The organism is Streptomyces sp. NPDC019443, assembly GCF_044389785.1.
GTDB lineage: Bacteria > Actinomycetota > Actinomycetes > Streptomycetales > Streptomycetaceae > Streptomyces.
Map to the genome: position 1 here is coordinate 388565 of NZ_JBIRYJ010000005.1, position 18004 is coordinate 406568.

Below are 18004 nucleotides of genomic sequence, written 5' to 3' on the forward strand. Positions count from 1 at the left end.
GCGGTACGTCTTCGATCCTGCCACGGTTCCGGTCACGGTCGGGAATGCCCGAGGGTCGGGATTGTCAGTGGTACGTGGCAGGATCGTGGACGTGGCTGAGACGGCATCGAAGAAGACCGCAGACAACCGACCGCGCCTGCTCCTCATGGACGGGCACTCCCTGGCGTACCGCGCGTTCTTCGCGCTTCCCGCGGAGAATTTCACGACCGCGACCGGCCAGCCGACCAATGCCATCTACGGCTTCGCGTCGATGCTGGCGAACACGCTGCGCGACGAGTCGCCCACGCATTTCGCGGTGGCCTTCGACGTGTCCCGCAAGACGTGGCGCTCGCAGGAGTTCCCGGAGTACAAGGCGAACCGCTCCAAGACCCCTGACGAGTTCAAGGGCCAGGTCGAGCTGATCGGGGAGCTGCTCGACGCGATGCACGCCGACCGTTTCGCGCTCGACGGCTTCGAGGCGGACGACGTGATCGCCACCCTCGCCACGCAGGCAGAGGCGGCAGGTTTCGAAGTGCTGATCGTCACCGGCGACCGCGACTCCTTCCAGCTGGTCTCCGACCATGTGACCGTGCTGTACCCGACCAAGGGCGTCTCGGAGCTCACCCGCTTCACCCCGGAGAAGGTCTTCGAGAAGTACGGACTCTCGCCGCAGCAGTACCCCGACTTCGCGGCGCTGCGCGGCGACCCGTCCGACAACCTTCCGGGCATTCCCGGCGTCGGCGAGAAGACGGCCGCGAAGTGGATCAACCAATTCGGTTCCTTCGCCGATCTGGTCGAGCGTGTGGAGGAGGTCAAGGGCAAGGCCGGGCAGAACCTCCGCGACCATCTGGAGGCGGTCAAGCTCAACCGCCACCTCACACAGCTGGTGCGCGACGTGGAGCTGCCCAAGGCTCCGCAGGACCTGGAGCGCGTTCCGTACGACCGGGCCGCCGTCAAGGGCGTGCTGGACGTGCTGGAGATCCGCAACCCGAGCCTGCGCGAGCGCCTCCTCGCCGTCGACCCGGGCGCCGAGGCCGAGGAGCCCGTCGCCCCGGCCGCCGGCATCGAGCTGGACGGCGCGGTCCTGGGCTCCGGCGAGCTCGCGCCGTGGCTGGAGGAGCACGGCACACAGCCGCTCGGCGTGGCCACCGTCGACACCTGGGCACTGGGCACCGGCAACGTCACCGAGATCGCGCTCGCCGCGGCCTCCGGAGCGGCCGCCTGGTTCGACACCACCCAGCTCGACGAGTCCGACGAGAGGGCCTTCGCCGCCTGGATCGCGGACGCCGGCCGGCCCAAGGTCATGCACAACGCCAAGGGTGCGATGCGGGTCTTCCCCGAGCACGGGTGGAGCGTGGACGGCGTCACCATGGACACCGCCCTCGCCGCCTACCTCGTCAAGCCGGGACGCCGTTCCTTCGCGCTGGACGCGCTCGCCATCGAGTACCTGGGCCGTGAGCTCGCCCCGGCCCCGGCCGACGGCCAGCTTGCCTTCGGCACGGACGAACAGGCCGAGGCGGAAGCCCTGATGGCGCAGGCCCGCGCGGTCCTCGACCTCGGCGAGGCCTTCACCGAGCGGCTGCGCGAGGTCGGCGCGGCAGAGCTGCTGCACGACGTCGAACTGCCCACCTCCGCCCTGCTGGCCCGCATGGAGCGGCACGGCATCGCCGCCGACCGCCCCCATCTGGAGGCCATGGAGCAGCAGTTCGCGGGCGCAGTGCAGCAGGCCGTGAAGGAGGCGCACGCCGCCGTCGGGCACGAGTTCAACCTCGGCTCGCCCAAGCAGCTCCAGGAAGTCTTCTTCGGCGAGCTGAACCTCCCGAAGACCAAGAAGACCAAGACCGGTTACACCACGGACGCGGACGCGCTGGCCTGGCTGGCAGCCCAGACCGAGCACGAGCTGCCGGTGATCATGCTGCGCCACCGCGAGCAGGCCCGTCTGCGGTCCACGGTCGAGGGCCTGATCAAGACGGTCGCGGCCGACGGCCGGGTCCACACCAGCTTCAGCCAGATCGTGGCGGCGACCGGCCGGCTCTCCTCCACCGACCCGAACCTTCAGAATGTGCCGGTGCGCACCGACGAAGGCCGGGCGATCCGCCGCGGCTTCGTCGTCGGCGAGGGCTTCGAGTCGCTGATGACCGCCGACTACAGCCAGATCGAGCTGCGTGTGATGGCGCATCTCTCCGAGGACGAGGGCCTGATCGAGGCCTTCACCTCCGGCGAGGACCTGCACACCACCGTCGCCTCCCAGGTGTTCGGCGTGGCGAAGTCCGCCGTCGACGCGGAGATGCGCCGCAAGATCAAGGCCATGTCGTACGGACTGGCTTACGGCCTTTCGGCGTTCGGCCTCTCCCAGCAGCTGAACATCGAGGCGGCCGAGGCGCGCGGGCTGATGGACACCTACTTCGAGCGGTTCGGCGGCGTCCGGGACTATCTCCGGCGCGTCGTCGACGAGGCCAGGGCCACCGGCTACACCGAGACGATGCTCGGCCGCCGCCGCTATCTGCCCGACCTCAGCAGCGACAACCGCCAGCGCCGCGAGACGGCCGAGCGAATGGCGCTCAACGCCCCGATCCAGGGCACCGCCGCGGACATCGTCAAGGTCGCCATGCTCCATGTCGACCGTGCGCTGGTGAAGGCGAAGCTCTCCTCCCGGCTGCTGCTCCAGGTCCACGACGAAATCGTCCTGGAGATCGCTCCGGGTGAGCGCGACCGGGTCGAGTCGCTGGTCCGCAAGGAGATGTCCGCGGCCGTGTCCTTGCGCGCGCCGCTGGACGTCTCGGTGGGCGTGGGCACGGACTGGGAGTCGGCGGCGCACTGACCGTGGCACCCGCGCGGGCCCACCGGGCTCCGCCCCGGAGCACGGGCCCTCCACCGGGGCTCCGCCCCGGACCCTCCCCCATAGCCCTTCGGGCATGAGGTGCCCCCACCCCTACGCCCTGGCGGGTTGGGGGACCCCCACCTCAAACGCCGGAGGGCTGAAGGTTCAGCCCGTCCGGCGTTTGAGGACACTTCCCCTACGCCCGGAGGGCGTGGGCGGGGTACGAGGTCTGGGGGCTTGCCCCAGTTCGGGAACGGGCGGGCGGGGGAAAGATCCGCCGCACACGGCTCACGCCTCAGACCCGCACCGCGTTCCCCCGCAGCCGCATCCCCGCCCCGTACACCACAAGGCCCACCGCGAGCCCCGCGCCCGCCCCGAAGCAGGCCGTCGGGATGATGTCGAGGGGCGAGTCCCCCCACCCGTAGTACGCGTACCAGCGCGCACACCGCTGTACGACGCCGAGCAGCACGCACACCGCCAGCAGCGATCCGGCGAGCCACCGCCCCCGCCCGTCCAGCACCGGCACCGACGCGGGCGCGGCGACCGCGGGCTGCCGCCGCAGCGCCGACACCGTGAACCACACCAGCGCCACCATGGCCAGCGCCGAAGTGCCGTACTGCGCGTACGAATACACCGGCAGCCCCGCCGCCGTCTCGTTGAGCACCGGCAGCAACTCCGTGCCCCACCGGTCGTGGTGGGTGAAGGCGTCCCACACGACATGCGTGCTCGCGCCGATGACGGCAGACGCATAGAACCGGAGCGCGAGCGCCGGAGGCCGGTCCGCGCGCGACCCACGCCCTCGTACGAAGGCGTGAACACGCCCCTGCCAGGCGGCGGGCAGCAGAGCCAGCAGCGGTTCACGCACCATCAGCCACACCGCTGCCAGCGCCCCCGTGATCGCCACATCGACCGTCAGCACCCCGAGCGGGGCGTGGGTGACATTGCCGAACTCCATCGCGCCCGGAACGGCGGTGGCCGCGAAGTACGTCATGTCGGGGGCGAACGAGCCCATCACGAGCGCCGAGGTGAGCAGCGGACCGCGCGCCACCCCGTCCCTGCGGATGCCCGGCAGCACCGCCGCGGCATGGCTCAGTGTGAACGGCATGGTCGTGCCCCCTGGTGACCGCTGTTGATCAATGGCGCCCAGTATGCGTGATTCTCCGACTCCGGATTCCGGGCGACCGAGAGGTGGCGGACTGGTGAAAAGCGGTCAGGGGCCGGTGTTCCAGGGCGCGGAGTTGCCGTAGGGTCACCTGAGTCCTTGCGCTGGGGAGCGCGGGCAGCCGCTTACGGGGAGGGAACAGACGTATGGCAGCGCAATTCGGCCGCCGACTGCGCAGGGGAGCGACCACGACCGCTGTGGCGGCGGCCGCTGTGGCCGCACTCTCCGCCTCACAGGCGCCCGGCATCACGCATGCCACCACGGGCGACAGCCAGGGGGCCTCCGACGCCACCCCGCCGTCCGGCACCCCGGTCACCGGCAACTCCCCGTACTACACGGACCTTCCGCCGCTGAACAGCCCGGACAAACCGGGCACTTCAATCGATCTGCCCGCGACGGGCACGACGGCAGCGGGCATACCCGCCACCGTCCTCGCGGCGTACAAGCAGGCCGAGCAGACCATCGCGGGCTCGGACCCCGGCTGCCATGTGCCGTGGCAACTGCTCGCCGCGATCGGCAAGGTGGAGTCCGGCCAGGCGCGCGGGGGCCGTGTCGACGCCGAGGGCACCACGCTCTCGCCGATCCTCGGCCCGGTCCTCAACGGCGTCGGCTTCGCGAACATTTCGGACACCGACAACGGTGCGTACGACGGCGACTCGACGCACGACCGCGCGGTCGGCCCGATGCAGTTCATCCCTTCCACCTGGGAGACGTGGGGTCAGGACGCCAACGCCGACGGCCGCCGGGACCCCAACAACATCTACGACGCCGCACTCGCCGCCGGACGTTATCTCTGCGCCGACGGCCGCGACCTGGCGGTCAAGTCCGACCTCGACCGGGCGATCCTCGGCTACAACCACTCGCGGGAGTACTTGCGTACGGTTCTGTCCTGGTTCGAGTACTACAAGCGCGGCACCCACGAGGTCCCGGACGGCACCGGTGTGCTGCCGGTCTCCAACGGGCCCGACAGCTCCGACTCCGCGGAGAGCGGCACGCCCACGCCGACTCCGACGCCCCCCTCCACCCCCAGCCCCAAGCCGACGCCCAACGCGCCGAAGCCCGGCGGCGGCACCACCACGCCGACGCCCACGCCCCCCACTCCGACGCCGCCCCCCACTCCGACGCCGCCGTCCGTCTCCCGTATCGAGGACGCGGGCACCGGCGAGCTGACCGCCATGGCGGGCCACACGTTCACCGGGCGGGCCATCGTGCGGGTGAAGAACACCGAAGGCCGGACCGTCCCGAACCAGGCCGTCCGCTTCGACGTCGTCGGCGACACCGACACCCGCTTCACCGACGGGAAGGCGAGCGTCACCCTCAGCACCGGCGCCGACGGCACAGTCGCCTCACCCGCGCTCCAGGCGGGCGAGAAGACCGGCGGCTTCCGGGTCCGGGCCACAGTGGTGGGCCGTGTCCTGCCCGCCGTCGACTTCGCCGCGACCGTCACCGTCCGGGCGGCGGACGTGATCGTCAGGACCGACGAGAAGGTCCTGACGGCCGCCCCCGGCACGGAGTTTGCGGACTCCGTCGAGGTCAAGGCCACCTACAAGGGCGCCATCGCGTCGGGTGTCGCGGTCACCGCCACCATGATCACCTCGGCGGACGACCCGGCCGTGAACGACAAGGGCCCCTACTTCAAGGACGCCGAGGGCAAGCCCATCCGCACCCTCACGGACCTGAAGACCGACGCCAATGGCGTCCTGAAGCTCCCGAAGATCTTCGCGGACGATCAGACGGGCACCTTCCTTCTCCGCCTCACCACGCCGGGCGGCGGAATCGTGACCATCCAGCTCAAGGTCGCCACACCTGCGGCCTGACCCGCAGCGCAGCACTCCCGCACCCGCCCCTGTGTCGCCGGCCGGCACAGGGGCGGTGCAACGTGTTCTCATCTTGCGGCTCCATTGCTACGGTGCCTCCGCCCTGACGCCGTATCAGATCCGCATCGGATCCGAGCCACCGGGAGGCCGAGCATGCGCGCCCTCGTCGCCGCCGCCATCGGGCTGGCCGCCGCCCTCGCCCTCGTTCTGACCATCTCGGCGATCGGTGCGCCGCCCGGCGAGACCTCCCCCAAGCCGCTGCTGACCACCGTCCCCGGCCCCAAGAAGTAGGAGGGCCGGACCATGCGCCGCAGAGCGAGCCTCGTACTCCTCGCATTCGCCGTCTTCTTCGCCGCGCTCGCCCCGCTGCTGCGGTGGTACGCCTTCCCGCGGCTCGCGAAGATCCCGGCCGGCCAGTACCAGGAGATGGTGCTGGAGGCGAAGCCCGCCACCCTCCTCGACTACGGCTCGCTCACGGCGAAGGAGGTGGAGAAGGTCACCATCGTGCAGACGCTCAAGGGCAATGTGGAGGAGTCCGAGAAAATCGAGCGCAGCGCCGGCCGCGACGTCGTCGTCTGGGACTCCCTCTCGTACGTCCAGGGCCCCGACGGCAAGATGGTCTCCCAGATCCCCGAGCGCTACATTTTCGACGCCCACAGCCAGGCGCCCGTGCACGCAACCGGCGAGACCGTCGACGGCGACGCGGTACGGCGCGAGGGCATCGAGTTCAAGTGGCCGTTCCTCACCGAGAAGCGGGCCTACGAGTACTTCGACGCCCAGGCCCGTACGTCCGCGCCCATCCACTACAAGGGGACGCAGAAGTTCCGCGGGCTCGACGTCTACTACTTCGAGCAGACCATCCCGTGGACCAAAGTGCCGTACCCGAAGAAGATGCCCATCCCGGGGATCGACGCGACCACGCTGGAGAAGCAGACCGGAACCACCCGCTGGTACAGCACCAAGCGGATGTTCTGGGTAGACCCGGTCACCGGCGCGCCCGTCAACGGCGAGGAGATCCACAAGGAAGAGCTGCGCGGCGGCACGCTGCTGGGTGGCCGCGACAAGGTCACCGCGTTCGCCGGGCATGTGAAGATGCGCCCCGACTACGTCGACTCGACCGTCGAACTGGTCAAGTCCCAACGGCAGTTGGTGCTGCTGATGACCTCGTATCTGCCCTGGGGCTTCCTCGTTCTGGGCGGCGCGCTGCTGGCGCTCGCGCTGGTCCTGGAGGCGCGCAGCCGCAGGCCGCGGACGCCCGCGGCGGAGCCGGAGCCCCAGCCCGTCCCTGTCTGACCCGTCGGATCAGCTGCCGCTCTCCCTGCTGAGGCGCGCCTTGGTGTGCCGGGTCGGCTCCGCCGTCGAAGGATCCTCGGGCCAGGGGTGCTTGGGATAACGGCCGCGCAATTCCGCTCGTACGGAGCGGTATCCGTCCTTCCAGAAGGACGCCAGGTCCGCGGTGACGGCGGCGGGCCGTCCGGCGGGCGAGAGCAGATGCACCAGCACCGGCACGCCCGCGACCGTGGGCGTCTCGCGCAGTCCGAACAACTCCTGGAGCTTCACCGCCAGGACGGGCTGCGCCCCGCCGTACTCGACCCGGATCCGCGAGCCGCTCGGCACCTCGATCCGCTCCGGCGCCAGTTCGTCGAGCCGGGCCGCGTCGCCGCTCGCCCAGGGCAGCAGCCGCTGGAGCGCCTGCCCGGCCTGGACGCGCCCGAGATCGGCCCGCCGCCGGGCCCGGGACAGCTCCGGCTCCAGCCACTCGTCGGTACGCTCCAGCAGCGCGGCGTCCGACACATCGGGCCAGGGCGCGCCCAGTTCCCGGTGCAGAAAGGCGAGCCGCTCGCGCAGGTCCTCCGACTCGCGCGTCCAGCGCAGCAGCCCGAGCCCCTCGCGCCGCAGCCCGTCCAGCAGAGCCTCGCGTACGAGAGCGGGATCCGGGTTCTTGAGGGCGCGTACGGAGAGCTCCACGGCCCCCAGCCGCTCCACCTCCCGTGCGACGACGTCGCCGTTCTCCCAGTGGACCTCCTTGCCGGTGACGAGCAGATGCGCGGCGGCCGTACGGGCAGTCTCCTCGTCGACGACGGCGGCCAGCCGCACCCGCGCGGAGGCGGCGTGCGCGGGCCGGTCCGCGACGGCGACGGCCAGCCAGGGCGCGCTGCGCAGCCCCGATCCGGCGGCGAGCTCGCCGCCGGTCCCGGAGACCATCAGGAACGCGCCTTCGCCACGGGCTTTGGCCACCCGCTCGGGAAACGCGAGCGCGGCGACGATCCCGGCGGCGGCGTCGTCGGAGAGGGGACTTTCCCCCACCCCGCCCTCCCCCAGAGCTTCGCCTGGGAGGTACCCCCATCCCGCACCGGGGCTCCGCCCCGGACCCCGCGCCTCAAACGCCGGCGAGGCTGGATTTTCAGCCCGTTGGGCGTCCCCCCGGACGAAGTCTGGGGGAACAGACGACAGCGACGACGCCAGCCGGCCCGCCTCCGCCCTCCAGCGCGTGGCGTACGCGTCACCGCCCCGTCGCGCCGAGCGCCACGCCGCGGCCAGGTCGTCCCCGTACTCCCGCGGCGGCTCCTCGCTGAGCAGCGCCACCACCTCCGCGGCCCGGCGCGCACCCACCTCGTGCGCACCGTCCAGGAGCGCCCGCGCCAGCCGTGGATGCAGGCCCAACCGGGCCATCCGTATGCCCCGTTCGGTCGCCCGGCCCGCCGCGTCCACCGCGCCGACGGCGGACAGCACCGAGCGCGCCGCGGCCAGCGCACCGGCCGGGGGCGGGTCGAGCAGCGCGAGAGACGAGGCCGCCGGATCGCCCCAGCACGCCGCCTGCAGGGCGAACTCCGCCAGGTCGGCGACCTTGATCTCGGGCGACGGAAACCGCACCAGTCTGGCGTCCTCCGCCTCGGACCAGCAGCGGTACACCGTGCCCGGAGCCTCCCGGCCGGCTCGTCCCGCCCGCTGCCGCGACGCCGCCTGCGAAGCTCGCACCGTGGTCAGCGCGCTCAGACCTCGCGCGTGATCGGTGCGCGGCTCGCGCGCGAGACCCGCGTCCACGACGACCCGTACGCCCGGCACGGTCAGCGACGACTCGGCGACCGACGTCGCGAGCACGACCCGGCGCCCGGAGCCCCCGGACAGCACCGCGTCCTGGACCGCCGCGGGGGCGCGCCCGTGGACCTGGAGCACCTCCGCCTCGACGTTCCCCAACTGGCCCGCCACCCGGGCGATTTCACCGACCCCGGGCAGAAAACACAGCACATCGCCCGCGCGCTCGGCGAGCGCTCGGCGCACCACAGCGGCCACATGGGTCAGCAGCGCCGGATCGACCCGCATCCCGTGCGGTGGCCGCACCGGCCGCGCGGGAGGGGCCCACACCACCTCCACCGGATACGTCACGCCCTGCGCCTGAACCACCGGCGCATCGCCGAGCAGCCGCGCCCAGCCCTGCGCGTCGGTGGTCGCCGAGGCCGCCACCAGTCGTAGCTCGGGGCGCAGCGCGGCGCGCACATCCAGCAGAAAGGCGGCCACCGTGTCCGCGTCCAGATGCCGCTCATGACACTCGTCGAGGATCACCACATCGACCCCGGCCAGTTCCTGGTCGCGCTGCAGCCGCTGCAGCAGCACACCGGTGGTCACCACCTCCACCACCGTCCCGCGCCCCACCACGCGCTCCCCGCGCACGGTGAAGCCGACCTTCCCGCCGACCTTCTCGCCCAGCAGCCACGCCATCCGCCTGGCCGCGGCCCGAGCCGCGATCCGCCGCGGCTCGGCCACCACGACGCGTGCGCCGCGCTCGGCGAGGGCAAGCGGTACGAGGGTGGTCTTGCCGGTTCCCGGCGGCGCGCACAGCACGGCGCACCCGTGCTCGTCCAGCGCCCGCTCCAGGGCGGGCAGGGCGGAGCGTACGGGCAGGCTGCCGAGTGCTTCGTCGCGGATCACCGCCCCAGTCTCGCAAGAGTCCTGAGGCCGAAGCCGCCTCAGTCGCGCTCGCAGACGAAGATCGCGGTGCCGGGGATCAGATTCCCGCGCAGCGGGGACCAGCCACCCCACTCGTGGCTGTTCCAGTCGGGCCACTCGGGTTCGACGAGATCCACCAGCCGGAATCCGCCGGCCACCACGTCCCGCACGCGGTCGCCGATCGTCCGGTGGTGCTCCACATACACCGCACGACCCGCCTCGTCCTGCTCGACGTAGGGAGTGCGGTCGAAGTACGAGGCGGCCACCGAAAGACCCTCGGGACCCGGCTCGTCGGGGAACGCCCAGCGGATCGGGTGGGTGACCGAGAAGACCCACCGCCCGCCCGGCCGCAGCACACGCCGTACCTCGCGGAAGACCTTCACGGGGTCCGCGACGAACGGCACCGCCCCGTACGCCGAGCACGCGACGTCGAAGGAGCCGTCCAGGAAGGGCAGCGCCCCCGCGTCCGCCTCGACCAGAGGGACGTCATCGCCGATCCGCATCGCATGCTGGAGCTGCCGGTGGGAGAGGTCCAGGGCCACCGGGCGCGCGCCCTGCGCGGCCAGCCAGCGCGAGCACTGCGCGGCGCCCGCGCCGATCTCGAGGACGTCGAGCCCCTTGAGCGAACCGGCCGGACCCAGCAGCGCGGCCTCCGCCTCGTCGAGCCCTTCCGGCCCCCACACGAAGCGGTCGTCGCCGAGGAACGCACCGTGTTCGCTCTGGTACTCATCGGCGTTCCGGTCCCACCAGCCGCGGCTGGCGCGGCTGCTCTCCGAGTCGCCGGCGTTACGGCGAGTGGCTTCCGGCTCGAAATCTTGGAACATCGTCACCGTCGTTGTAGTTTGCGTTCAGCGCGGCCAATGGCGGCCATTGTGGCCGCGGCGCGGCGCCAATATGCGGCTACCGCCGCGTGGTTAGTTGTGTCGGGTATAGGGCATTCGCCCCGGGTGTGCGCCTTCGCGCATTGACCGTGTCCGGCTGCGCCCGTATGCTACAAGTTGCGCTGCGGGCCTGCGCGCCTCAGACAGAGCAGGCCGCGCTCGCATCTGTATGTATGTCCCCTCGGTTCACGAGGCGCCTCCTTCTCACGGGCGGCGCGTCCTAGGCTGTCCGGCTTCTGCAGCTGCGATACGGGCTCTCGGCGTAGCAGTACCTACGACTCACCGTCCGTACCGGAGCCCTTTCCCACATGACGAGCAGCACCGAGACCACCGCCACCACTCCGCAGGTAGCGGTCAACGACATCGGTAACGAGGAAGCCTTCCTCGCCGCGATCGACGAGACGATCAAGTACTTCAACGACGGCGACATCGTCGACGGCGTCATCGTGAAGGTCGACCGGGACGAGGTCCTGCTCGACATCGGTTACAAGACCGAAGGTGTCATCCCGAGCCGCGAGCTCTCGATCAAGCACGACGTCGACCCGAATGAGGTCGTCAAGGTCGGCGACGAGATCGAGGCCCTTGTTCTCCAGAAGGAGGACAAGGAAGGCCGCCTGATCCTCTCGAAGAAGCGCGCCCAGTACGAGCGTGCCTGGGGCACCATCGAGAAGATCAAGGAAGAGGACGGCATCGTCACCGGCACCGTCATCGAGGTTGTCAAGGGTGGTCTCATCCTCGACATCGGCCTCCGTGGCTTCCTGCCGGCATCTCTCGTCGAGATGCGCCGTGTCCGCGACCTCCAGCCCTACGTGGGCAAGGAGCTCGAGGCGAAGATCATCGAGCTGGACAAGAACCGCAACAACGTGGTCCTGTCCCGCCGCGCCTGGCTCGAGCAGACGCAGTCCGAGGTTCGCCAGACGTTCCTCACCACCCTGCAGAAGGGCCAGGTCCGCTCCGGCGTCGTCTCCTCGATCGTCAACTTCGGTGCCTTCGTGGACCTGGGTGGCGTCGACGGTCTCGTCCACGTCTCCGAGCTCTCCTGGAAGCACATCGACCACCCCTCCGAGGTTGTCGAGGTCGGTCAGGAAGTCACCGTCGAGGTTCTCGACGTCGACATGGACCGCGAGCGCGTCTCCCTCTCGCTCAAGGCGACGCAGGAAGACCCGTGGCAGCAGTTCGCCCGGACCCACCAGATCGGTCAGGTCGTCCCGGGTAAGGTCACCAAGCTCGTTCCGTTCGGTGCGTTCGTGCGCGTCGACGAGGGCATCGAGGGTCTGGTCCACATCTCCGAGCTGGCCGAGCGCCACGTGGAGATCCCGGAGCAGGTCGTCCAGGTCAACGACGAGATCTTCGTCAAGGTCATCGACATCGACCTCGAGCGCCGTCGCATCAGCCTCTCGCTGAAGCAGGCCAACGAGTCCTTCGGTGCCGACCCGGCCTCGGTCGAGTTCGACCCGACGCTGTACGGCATGGCCGCGTCGTACGACGACCAGGGGAACTACATCTACCCCGAGGGCTTCGACCCGGAGACCAACGACTGGCTCGAGGGCTTCGAGACCCAGCGCGAGGCGTGGGAGGGCCAGTACGCCGAGGCGCAGCAGCGCTTCGAGCAGCACCAGGCCCAGGTCATCAAGTCCCGCGAGGCCGACGAGGCCGCTGCCGCCGAGGGCGCTGCCGCCCCGGCCGCCGGTGGCAACGCCGGTGCGGGTGTCACGGGTGGTTCGTACTCCTCGGAGTCGGACGACAACTCCGGCGCCCTGGCGTCGGACGAGGCCCTGGCTGCCCTGCGCGAGAAGCTGGCCGGCGGCCAGAGCTGACGCTCTGACCCCAGCTGGTAACTAGCTGAAGTAAGGCCCGCTCCCCCTGGGGAGCGGGCCTTACTGCGTTATGGCGCGACGCTATGGCGCAGGGCGGGGAGCAGCTCTGGCATGTCAGGGTCTGGGCCAGCTCGCGGCAAACCCGCCGCGACCCGCCGCAACCCGCGGCAAACCCGCGGCCCTGAACAGAGCCTCCCCTTCGGTGTGTTCATCGCGTGAGGCGGGAATGCCCGTGAGTCACCAGGCGTTCTTCTGTACGAACACGAGGAGGAGCGGTAATCGTGCTTGATCCGCAGGGTTTGTACGAATGGGAGCCGAAGGGCCTCGCTGTCGTCGACATGGCGCTCGCCCAGGAATCGGCAGGTCTGGTCATGCTGTATCACTTCGACGGATACATCGACGCGGGTGAGACCGGCGAGCAGATCGTCGACAACCTGCTCGACACATTGCCCCACCAGGTGGTGGCCCGATTCGACCACGACCGGCTGGTTGACTACCGCGCCCGCCGCCCGCTGCTGACCTTCCGCCGCGACCGCTGGAGCGCCTACGAGACCCCGACGCTGGATGTCCGGCTGGTCCAGGACGCCACGGGCGCGCCGTTCCTGCTGCTGTCGGGCCCCGAGCCGGACGTCGAGTGGGAGCGTTTCGCCGCCGCCGTCCGACAGATCGTCGAGCGGCTCGGCGTGCGGCTCGCGGTCAACTTCCACGGCATTCCGATGGGCGTCCCGCACACCCGCCCTGTCGGCCTCACCCCGCACGGCAACCGCACGGACCTCATGCCGGGCCACCGCAGCCCCTTCGACGAGGCGCAGGTGCCGGGCAGCGCGGAGTCACTGGTCGAGTACCGCCTGGTGGAGTCGGGCCACGACGTCCTCGGCGTCGCCGCGCATGTGCCGCACTATGTCGCACGGTCTTCCTACCCCGACGCCGCGCTGACCGCCCTGGAGGCGATCACCGCCGCGACGGGCCTCGTCCTGCCGGGCGTCGCACATTCGCTGCGCACGGAGGCGCACCGCACCCAGACCGAGATCGAGCGGCAGATCGGCGAGGGTGACGAGGAGTTGGTGGCGCTGGTGCGGGGCCTTGAGCATCAGTACGACGCGGTGGCGGGCGCCGAGACCAGGGGCAGTCTGGTCGCGGAGCCGGTGGACCTGCCGTCCGCCGACGAGATCGGCCGCGATTTCGAACGCTTCCTCGCTGAGCGGGAGGGTGACGCATAGCCCGCTCGCGTAGGCTGCGGCCATGCTGAAGGTGGGCCTGACCGGCGGAATCGGTGCCGGCAAGAGCGAAGTCTCCCGACTGCTCGAGTCGTACGGAGCGGTGCTGATCGACGCCGACAAGATCGCTCGCGAGGTCGTCGCGCCCGGTACGCACGGACTCGCGGCCGTCGTCGAGGCCTTTGGCCCGGACATCCTCAACCCCGACGGCACCCTGGACCGGCCCAAGCTCGGCTCGATCGTCTTCGCGGACTCCGACCGCCTGGCGACGCTCAACTCGATCGTTCACCCGCTGGTCGGGGCGCGATCCATGGAGCTGGAGAAGGGCGCAGGGCCGGACGCCGTCGTGATCCACGACGTACCGCTGCTCACCGAGAACAACCTGGCGCCGCTGTACGACGTGGTGGTCGTCGTCGACGCCTCGCCCGAGACGCAGCTGGACCGGCTGGTACGGCTGCGCGCAATGGCGGAGTCCGAGGCGCGGGCACGGATGGCTGCCCAGGCCACGCGCGAGCAGCGGCGAGCCATCGCCGACCTGGTCATCGACAACGACGGACCGCTGGAGAATCTGGAGCCGCAGGTACGGAAGGTCTGGGCGGAGCTATCCCAGCGCGCCGCCGCGCAGCCCGGCTCCCGTTAGGTGTCCGTAGACCCGTGCGAAGTTGATCGGAATACCGTTGCCGGACACGGTGTTGGAACCGGGCAGCAAGGGGAAGGATGCGACCGTGCCCAAGAGCAATCCGGAGACGCACGTCATCGACTACCGAGCGGCCGAGCAGTTGCTGGCCGCGAGGGATCCGCGCGGCGCGGTGAAACTGCTGGACTCGGTGATAGCGGCCCACCCCGAGAACACCGCGGCCCGGCTGTTGCGTGCCCGCGCCTTCTTTGCCGCGGCCCAACTGCGCCCGGCCGAGCTCGAATTCGAGCTGGTCCTGGAGCGCGAGCCGGACAACGCCTTCGCCCACTTCGCACTGGCCCGCACCTTCGAGCGGGCCGGCCGTCCGGAACAGGCCAAGCGCCACTTCCGCCTGGCGGCGGCGCTGGACCCGAAGCCGGAGTATGTAAAGGCTGCGCGCTTCGACGCGGAGGCCTGACATCCGAGGCCCGACTTTCGCGGCCTGATCTCACAGAATCCACTGGCCGTCCAGCGACCGGGGCGCGTCTAGCGACCGAGGCGCGGGTCGTGACCGGGGCGCGGGCTTCGGCCGCCGTGGTCCGGTTCGTACGGCGGGATGTCGCGGCCCGGCTGGTAGTGCGGCCCCTGGTGGATGTGCCGCAGGACCATGAACAGGTCAATGGTGACGATCAGCAGCAGCACTCCGCACGCCACCGCCCAGCCGGGGCGCGCCGCGAGGGCGAATGCCGCCGTGCCCGCCCCGGCCCAGATCAGGCCCCATACACTCAGCCAGAGCCGCAGTCGCAGGGAACTGCGTGCAGTTGTCGGTTCACTCCCAGTGCGCATGGCAATCGCATCTCCTACTCCAGGATGCACCCGTATCCGTTCCCCGTTCCCGTAACCGAAGCCGAGCCGATGTCGACGTCGAGGAGCCGAGCAGTGGACAAGCAGTCTTGGGAGAGCACGGCCGTCCGTCGGGCCAGGATCCGCGGATGCCTGCTCGGCGGGGCGATCGGGGACGCCCTGGGCAATCCCGTCGAGTTCCTCTCCCTCGGCGCGATCCGCGGGATGTACGGCGAGCAGGGTGTGACCTCACTCGTACCGGACTCCGACGGCGCGAGGGGGCGGATCACGGACGACACTCAGATGACGCTGTTCACGGCCGAAGGGCTGATCCGTGCGCAGGCCAGAGCGGCCGGGAAGGGCATCGGCGGCGGCGAGACGGCCTGCGTGCGCAACGCCTATCTGCGCTGGCTGGACACACAGAACTACCCGGCTCCGCCCGAGCCGGCCGAGGGCGACTACGTCAGGACGGGATGGCTGAGGCGGCAGCCCTTCCTGTACGCGCGACGGGCACCCGGCAACGCCTGTCTGACCGGGCTCGCTCAACGGTATGTCCCCGATGTGACGGCCGTGTTGGGGGATCCGGGTCCGGTGAACACCGGCTCCAAGGGCTGCGGCACCGTCATGCGCTCGGCGCCGTTCGGGCTGGTCGGGGCGGAGCCCCGGCGGGCGTTCGAGCTGGCCGCGCACTGCGCGCAGATCACCCATGGGCACCCGACCGGCTATTACGCGGCCGGAGCGTTCGCCGCGATCATCGCGCATCTGATGGAGGGCGATTCGGCCGAGGGCGCGGTGCTGCGGGCCGTGGAGCTGCTGCGCGGCTACCAGCAGCACGAGGAGACCACGGCGGCGCTCCGGGCGGCAGTGGACCTGGCCGCCCGGGGCGGCCGGCCGACCGCCGAGAAGGTCGAGTCGCTGGGCGCGGGCTGGGTCGCAGAGGAAGCCCTCGCCATCGCCGTCTACTGCGCCCTGGCCCGTACGAACGACGTCACCGAAGCCCTGCTGTTTTCGGTCAACCACTCGGGCGACAGCGACTCCACCGGGGCCATCTGCGGCAATCTGCTCGGCGTGCGGTATGGCGATGTGCAACTGCCTGCATCCTGGCTGGTGTTGACGGAGGGGCGGGGCGTGATCGCCGAGCTGGCCGACGATCTGAGCCTGCAGACCGAGCACGCCACGGTGGGGTACGGCGAGCCGGTGCATCCGTACGACCGATATCCGCACAACTGAGCCGGATATTCCGGATACCGCGGATATTCGGGACGGTGAGGGGGAGGAGTCGCTGGTGACAACCGCGTTGGTGGAGCTGCCGGAGGCGGACGAGCTGGCCGAGGCGCTTCTGGATCTGGCGGTTCCGCACGAGGACATCAACGAACTCCTCGCGCTGCGGGGCCGGATCACGGCGGACCCCGTGCTGCGCCGGCTGCTGGAGACGGGCGTCCAGGAGATGCTCCAGGACATGGGCAGGATCGGCGGAGGCGGGGAACTGCCGCGGATGCCCGACGACTCGGGCGCGCCTGCCCGCTGCTTCCCGGTGTACGTCTTCGTCGCGGCCCTCCCGTACGTACGGGCGTACCACCGGGAACGATCCGTGCCGGACGACGTCTCCCGTCACACGCTGGCCGACCTCGGCCGCCATATGACCCTTCACCGCTGGCGCCGGGGCACCGGCGGACTGTTGATACCGGGCTGGCTGGGTCTGCACTTCCGGGGCGAGATCTACCAGTTGGGGCGGCTGCAGTTCCAGCGGTCCCGGCTCGGCGGGCGGACCGGCGAGGCCGTGCGGGCGGCCGGACTGCCGCTGGGGCCGGGGGACTTCGCGCTGAATGTGCACATCCCCGACTTCCTCGGGCCGATCACGCCCGCGGCGTGCGACCGGTCCCTGTCCCGGGCCAGGGAGTTCTTCGCGCGGCATTTCCCCGAGGAGACGTATCGGGTCGCCACCTGCCACTCATGGCTGCTCGACCGGCAACTCGCCGAGTATCTGCCGAAGGACTCCAACATCGTCCGCTTCCAGGACCGCTTCCGTTCCGCGTATGAGAAGAAGGAGGCGGAGGACGACGTTCCGGTCGGCTTTGTGTTCGGCGATCCGGAACTGCCGCTCGATGCGCTGCCGCGCCGCACGACGCTGGAGCGCGCGATCGGCGACCATCTGCGGGCGGGCCGCCACTGGTACTCCGGTCACGGCTGGTTCGAGCTCTGAACGCCGTGCCGGGCAAGGGGAGTCGACGTTTTTGAAGCCGGGGCCCGGGGGAGCGATGAGTCCCGGGCCGCCTTTCGGTCTACCTCTGCGAAAGCACTACGGAACGCTTACCGGAGGAGACCACGATGTCCGCAACGACCGCCACCACCGGAACCACCCTGGGCCGCCGCTCGCACCTCGCCGTGCGTACGCTCCAGATCGTGCTCGCGGTGTTCATGGGCGTCGCGAGCGCCGCGCCCAAACTCATCGGCCACTCCTCCGCGGCGGAGTCCTTCGACAAGATCGGCTTCGGCGACTGGTTCATGTATCTCACCGGCGGTCTGGAGCTGGCCGGCGCGATCGCGCTGGTGATCCCGATCCTCTCCGGGCTTTCGGCGCTCGCCTTCATGGGCCTGATGATCGGCGCTTTCATCACTCAGGTGACGGTGTTCGACGGTCAGTACGCGATCACGCCGGTCATCCTCTTCGTCGTCTTCGGTGGGATCGCCTGGGTGCGGCGCAATCACACGGCGGAGTTTGTCACTCTCGTACGCAAGCGCCTCTAGGCCCTGTCCGGCCGATCTTGCCGGGCTCGCGTGCCCTGGCACGGTCCGTTCCGCCGCGGCAGGGCACGGATCCGCTGGCGCTTGAGGCTCGCCCGAGGGGGTATATCGGGCATACCGTGGTATTTGACATCCGGCTCGGACGGTAGGGGGTGCCC

General features: G+C 70.4%; 15 protein-coding genes. 11 read left to right on the top strand and 4 right to left on the bottom strand.

Annotated elements, in window-relative coordinates:
• Nucleotides 1-91: 91 nt before the first annotated feature.
• Nucleotides 92-2800, top strand: coding sequence for a DNA polymerase I (polA, locus tag ACH492_RS19110; RefSeq protein ID WP_398987993.1), 2709 nt, complete (start codon nucleotides 92-94; stop codon nucleotides 2798-2800).
• Nucleotides 2801-3095: 295 nt separating this feature from the next.
• Here polA and ACH492_RS19115 read toward each other — a convergent pair whose 3' ends face one another.
• The gene (locus tag ACH492_RS19115; RefSeq protein WP_398987995.1) at nucleotides 3096-3905 is read right to left on the bottom strand and encodes a DUF4184 family protein; all 810 of its coding nucleotides are present in this window, start codon (nucleotides 3903-3905) and stop codon (nucleotides 3096-3098) included.
• Between the two features lie 203 nt (nucleotides 3906-4108).
• On the opposite strand from ACH492_RS19115, the gene ACH492_RS19120 reads away from it, so the two are divergent.
• The 3 genes from ACH492_RS19120 to ACH492_RS19130 all read left to right on the top strand — a co-directional run bounded on the left by ACH492_RS19120 (nucleotide 4109) and on the right by ACH492_RS19130 (nucleotide 7072).
• A complete protein-coding gene (locus ACH492_RS19120) occupies nucleotides 4109-5779 on the top strand; it encodes a lytic murein transglycosylase (protein WP_398987997.1) in 1671 nt (556 codons plus the stop codon).
• Nucleotides 5780-5932: 153 nt separating this feature from the next.
• Nucleotides 5933-6070, top strand: a complete 138-nt coding sequence (locus tag ACH492_RS19125) for an SPW_0924 family protein (protein WP_215093574.1) — start codon at nucleotides 5933-5935, stop codon at nucleotides 6068-6070.
• A gap of 12 nt (nucleotides 6071-6082) precedes the next feature.
• Nucleotides 6083-7072 (top strand): DUF3068 domain-containing protein, encoded by a 990-nt coding sequence (locus tag ACH492_RS19130; protein ID WP_398987999.1) that lies wholly within the window; start codon nucleotides 6083-6085, stop codon nucleotides 7070-7072.
• Between the two features lie 9 nt (nucleotides 7073-7081).
• Here the strand turns inward: ACH492_RS19130 and ACH492_RS19135 are convergent, their stop codons facing one another.
• Complete coding sequence (locus tag ACH492_RS19135; protein ID WP_398988001.1) at nucleotides 7082-9709, bottom strand: ATP-dependent RNA helicase; 2628 nt, start codon at nucleotides 9707-9709, stop codon at nucleotides 7082-7084.
• Nucleotides 9710-9747: 38 nt separating this feature from the next.
• Nucleotides 9748-10551, bottom strand: coding sequence for a class I SAM-dependent methyltransferase (locus ACH492_RS19140; protein ID WP_398988376.1), 804 nt, complete (start codon nucleotides 10549-10551; stop codon nucleotides 9748-9750).
• 365 nt (nucleotides 10552-10916) lie between these two features.
• Between ACH492_RS19140 and rpsA the strand changes: the two genes are divergently transcribed.
• The 4 genes from rpsA (at nucleotide 10917) to ACH492_RS19160 (ending at nucleotide 14736) form a co-directional block, all read left to right on the top strand.
• Nucleotides 10917-12425, top strand: coding sequence for a 30S ribosomal protein S1 (gene rpsA / locus ACH492_RS19145; protein ID WP_398988003.1), 1509 nt, complete (start codon nucleotides 10917-10919; stop codon nucleotides 12423-12425).
• Nucleotides 12426-12706: 281 nt separating this feature from the next.
• Nucleotides 12707-13645 (top strand): PAC2 family protein, encoded by a 939-nt coding sequence (locus ACH492_RS19150; RefSeq protein ID WP_398988005.1) that lies wholly within the window; start codon nucleotides 12707-12709, stop codon nucleotides 13643-13645.
• 22 nt (nucleotides 13646-13667) lie between these two features.
• Nucleotides 13668-14282 carry a dephospho-CoA kinase gene (coaE, locus tag ACH492_RS19155; RefSeq protein ID WP_398988007.1) on the top strand — a complete coding sequence of 205 codons (615 nt, stop codon included), beginning with the start codon at nucleotides 13668-13670 and terminating at the stop codon, nucleotides 14280-14282.
• Between the two features lie 85 nt (nucleotides 14283-14367).
• Nucleotides 14368-14736, top strand: coding sequence for a tetratricopeptide repeat protein (locus ACH492_RS19160; RefSeq protein WP_398988009.1), 369 nt, complete (start codon nucleotides 14368-14370; stop codon nucleotides 14734-14736).
• 68 nt (nucleotides 14737-14804) lie between these two features.
• Here the strand turns inward: ACH492_RS19160 and ACH492_RS19165 are convergent, their stop codons facing one another.
• Nucleotides 14805-15104, bottom strand: coding sequence for a DUF6343 family protein (locus ACH492_RS19165; protein WP_398988011.1), 300 nt, complete (start codon nucleotides 15102-15104; stop codon nucleotides 14805-14807).
• A gap of 69 nt (nucleotides 15105-15173) precedes the next feature.
• Here ACH492_RS19165 and ACH492_RS19170 point away from each other — a divergent pair, with 69 nt between their 5' ends.
• The 3 genes from ACH492_RS19170 (at nucleotide 15174) to ACH492_RS19180 (ending at nucleotide 17849) form a co-directional block, all read left to right on the top strand.
• A complete protein-coding gene (locus ACH492_RS19170; RefSeq protein WP_398988013.1) occupies nucleotides 15174-16331 on the top strand; it encodes an ADP-ribosylglycohydrolase family protein in 1158 nt (385 codons plus the stop codon).
• A 55-nt stretch (nucleotides 16332-16386) separates the two neighbouring features.
• Nucleotides 16387-17304, top strand: a complete 918-nt coding sequence (locus tag ACH492_RS19175) for an acyltransferase domain-containing protein (protein WP_398988015.1) — start codon at nucleotides 16387-16389, stop codon at nucleotides 17302-17304.
• A 125-nt stretch (nucleotides 17305-17429) separates the two neighbouring features.
• Nucleotides 17430-17849 carry a DoxX family protein gene (locus tag ACH492_RS19180; RefSeq protein ID WP_398988017.1) on the top strand — a complete coding sequence of 140 codons (420 nt, stop codon included), beginning with the start codon at nucleotides 17430-17432 and terminating at the stop codon, nucleotides 17847-17849.
• The last annotated feature ends 155 nt before the right edge of the window (nucleotides 17850-18004 follow it).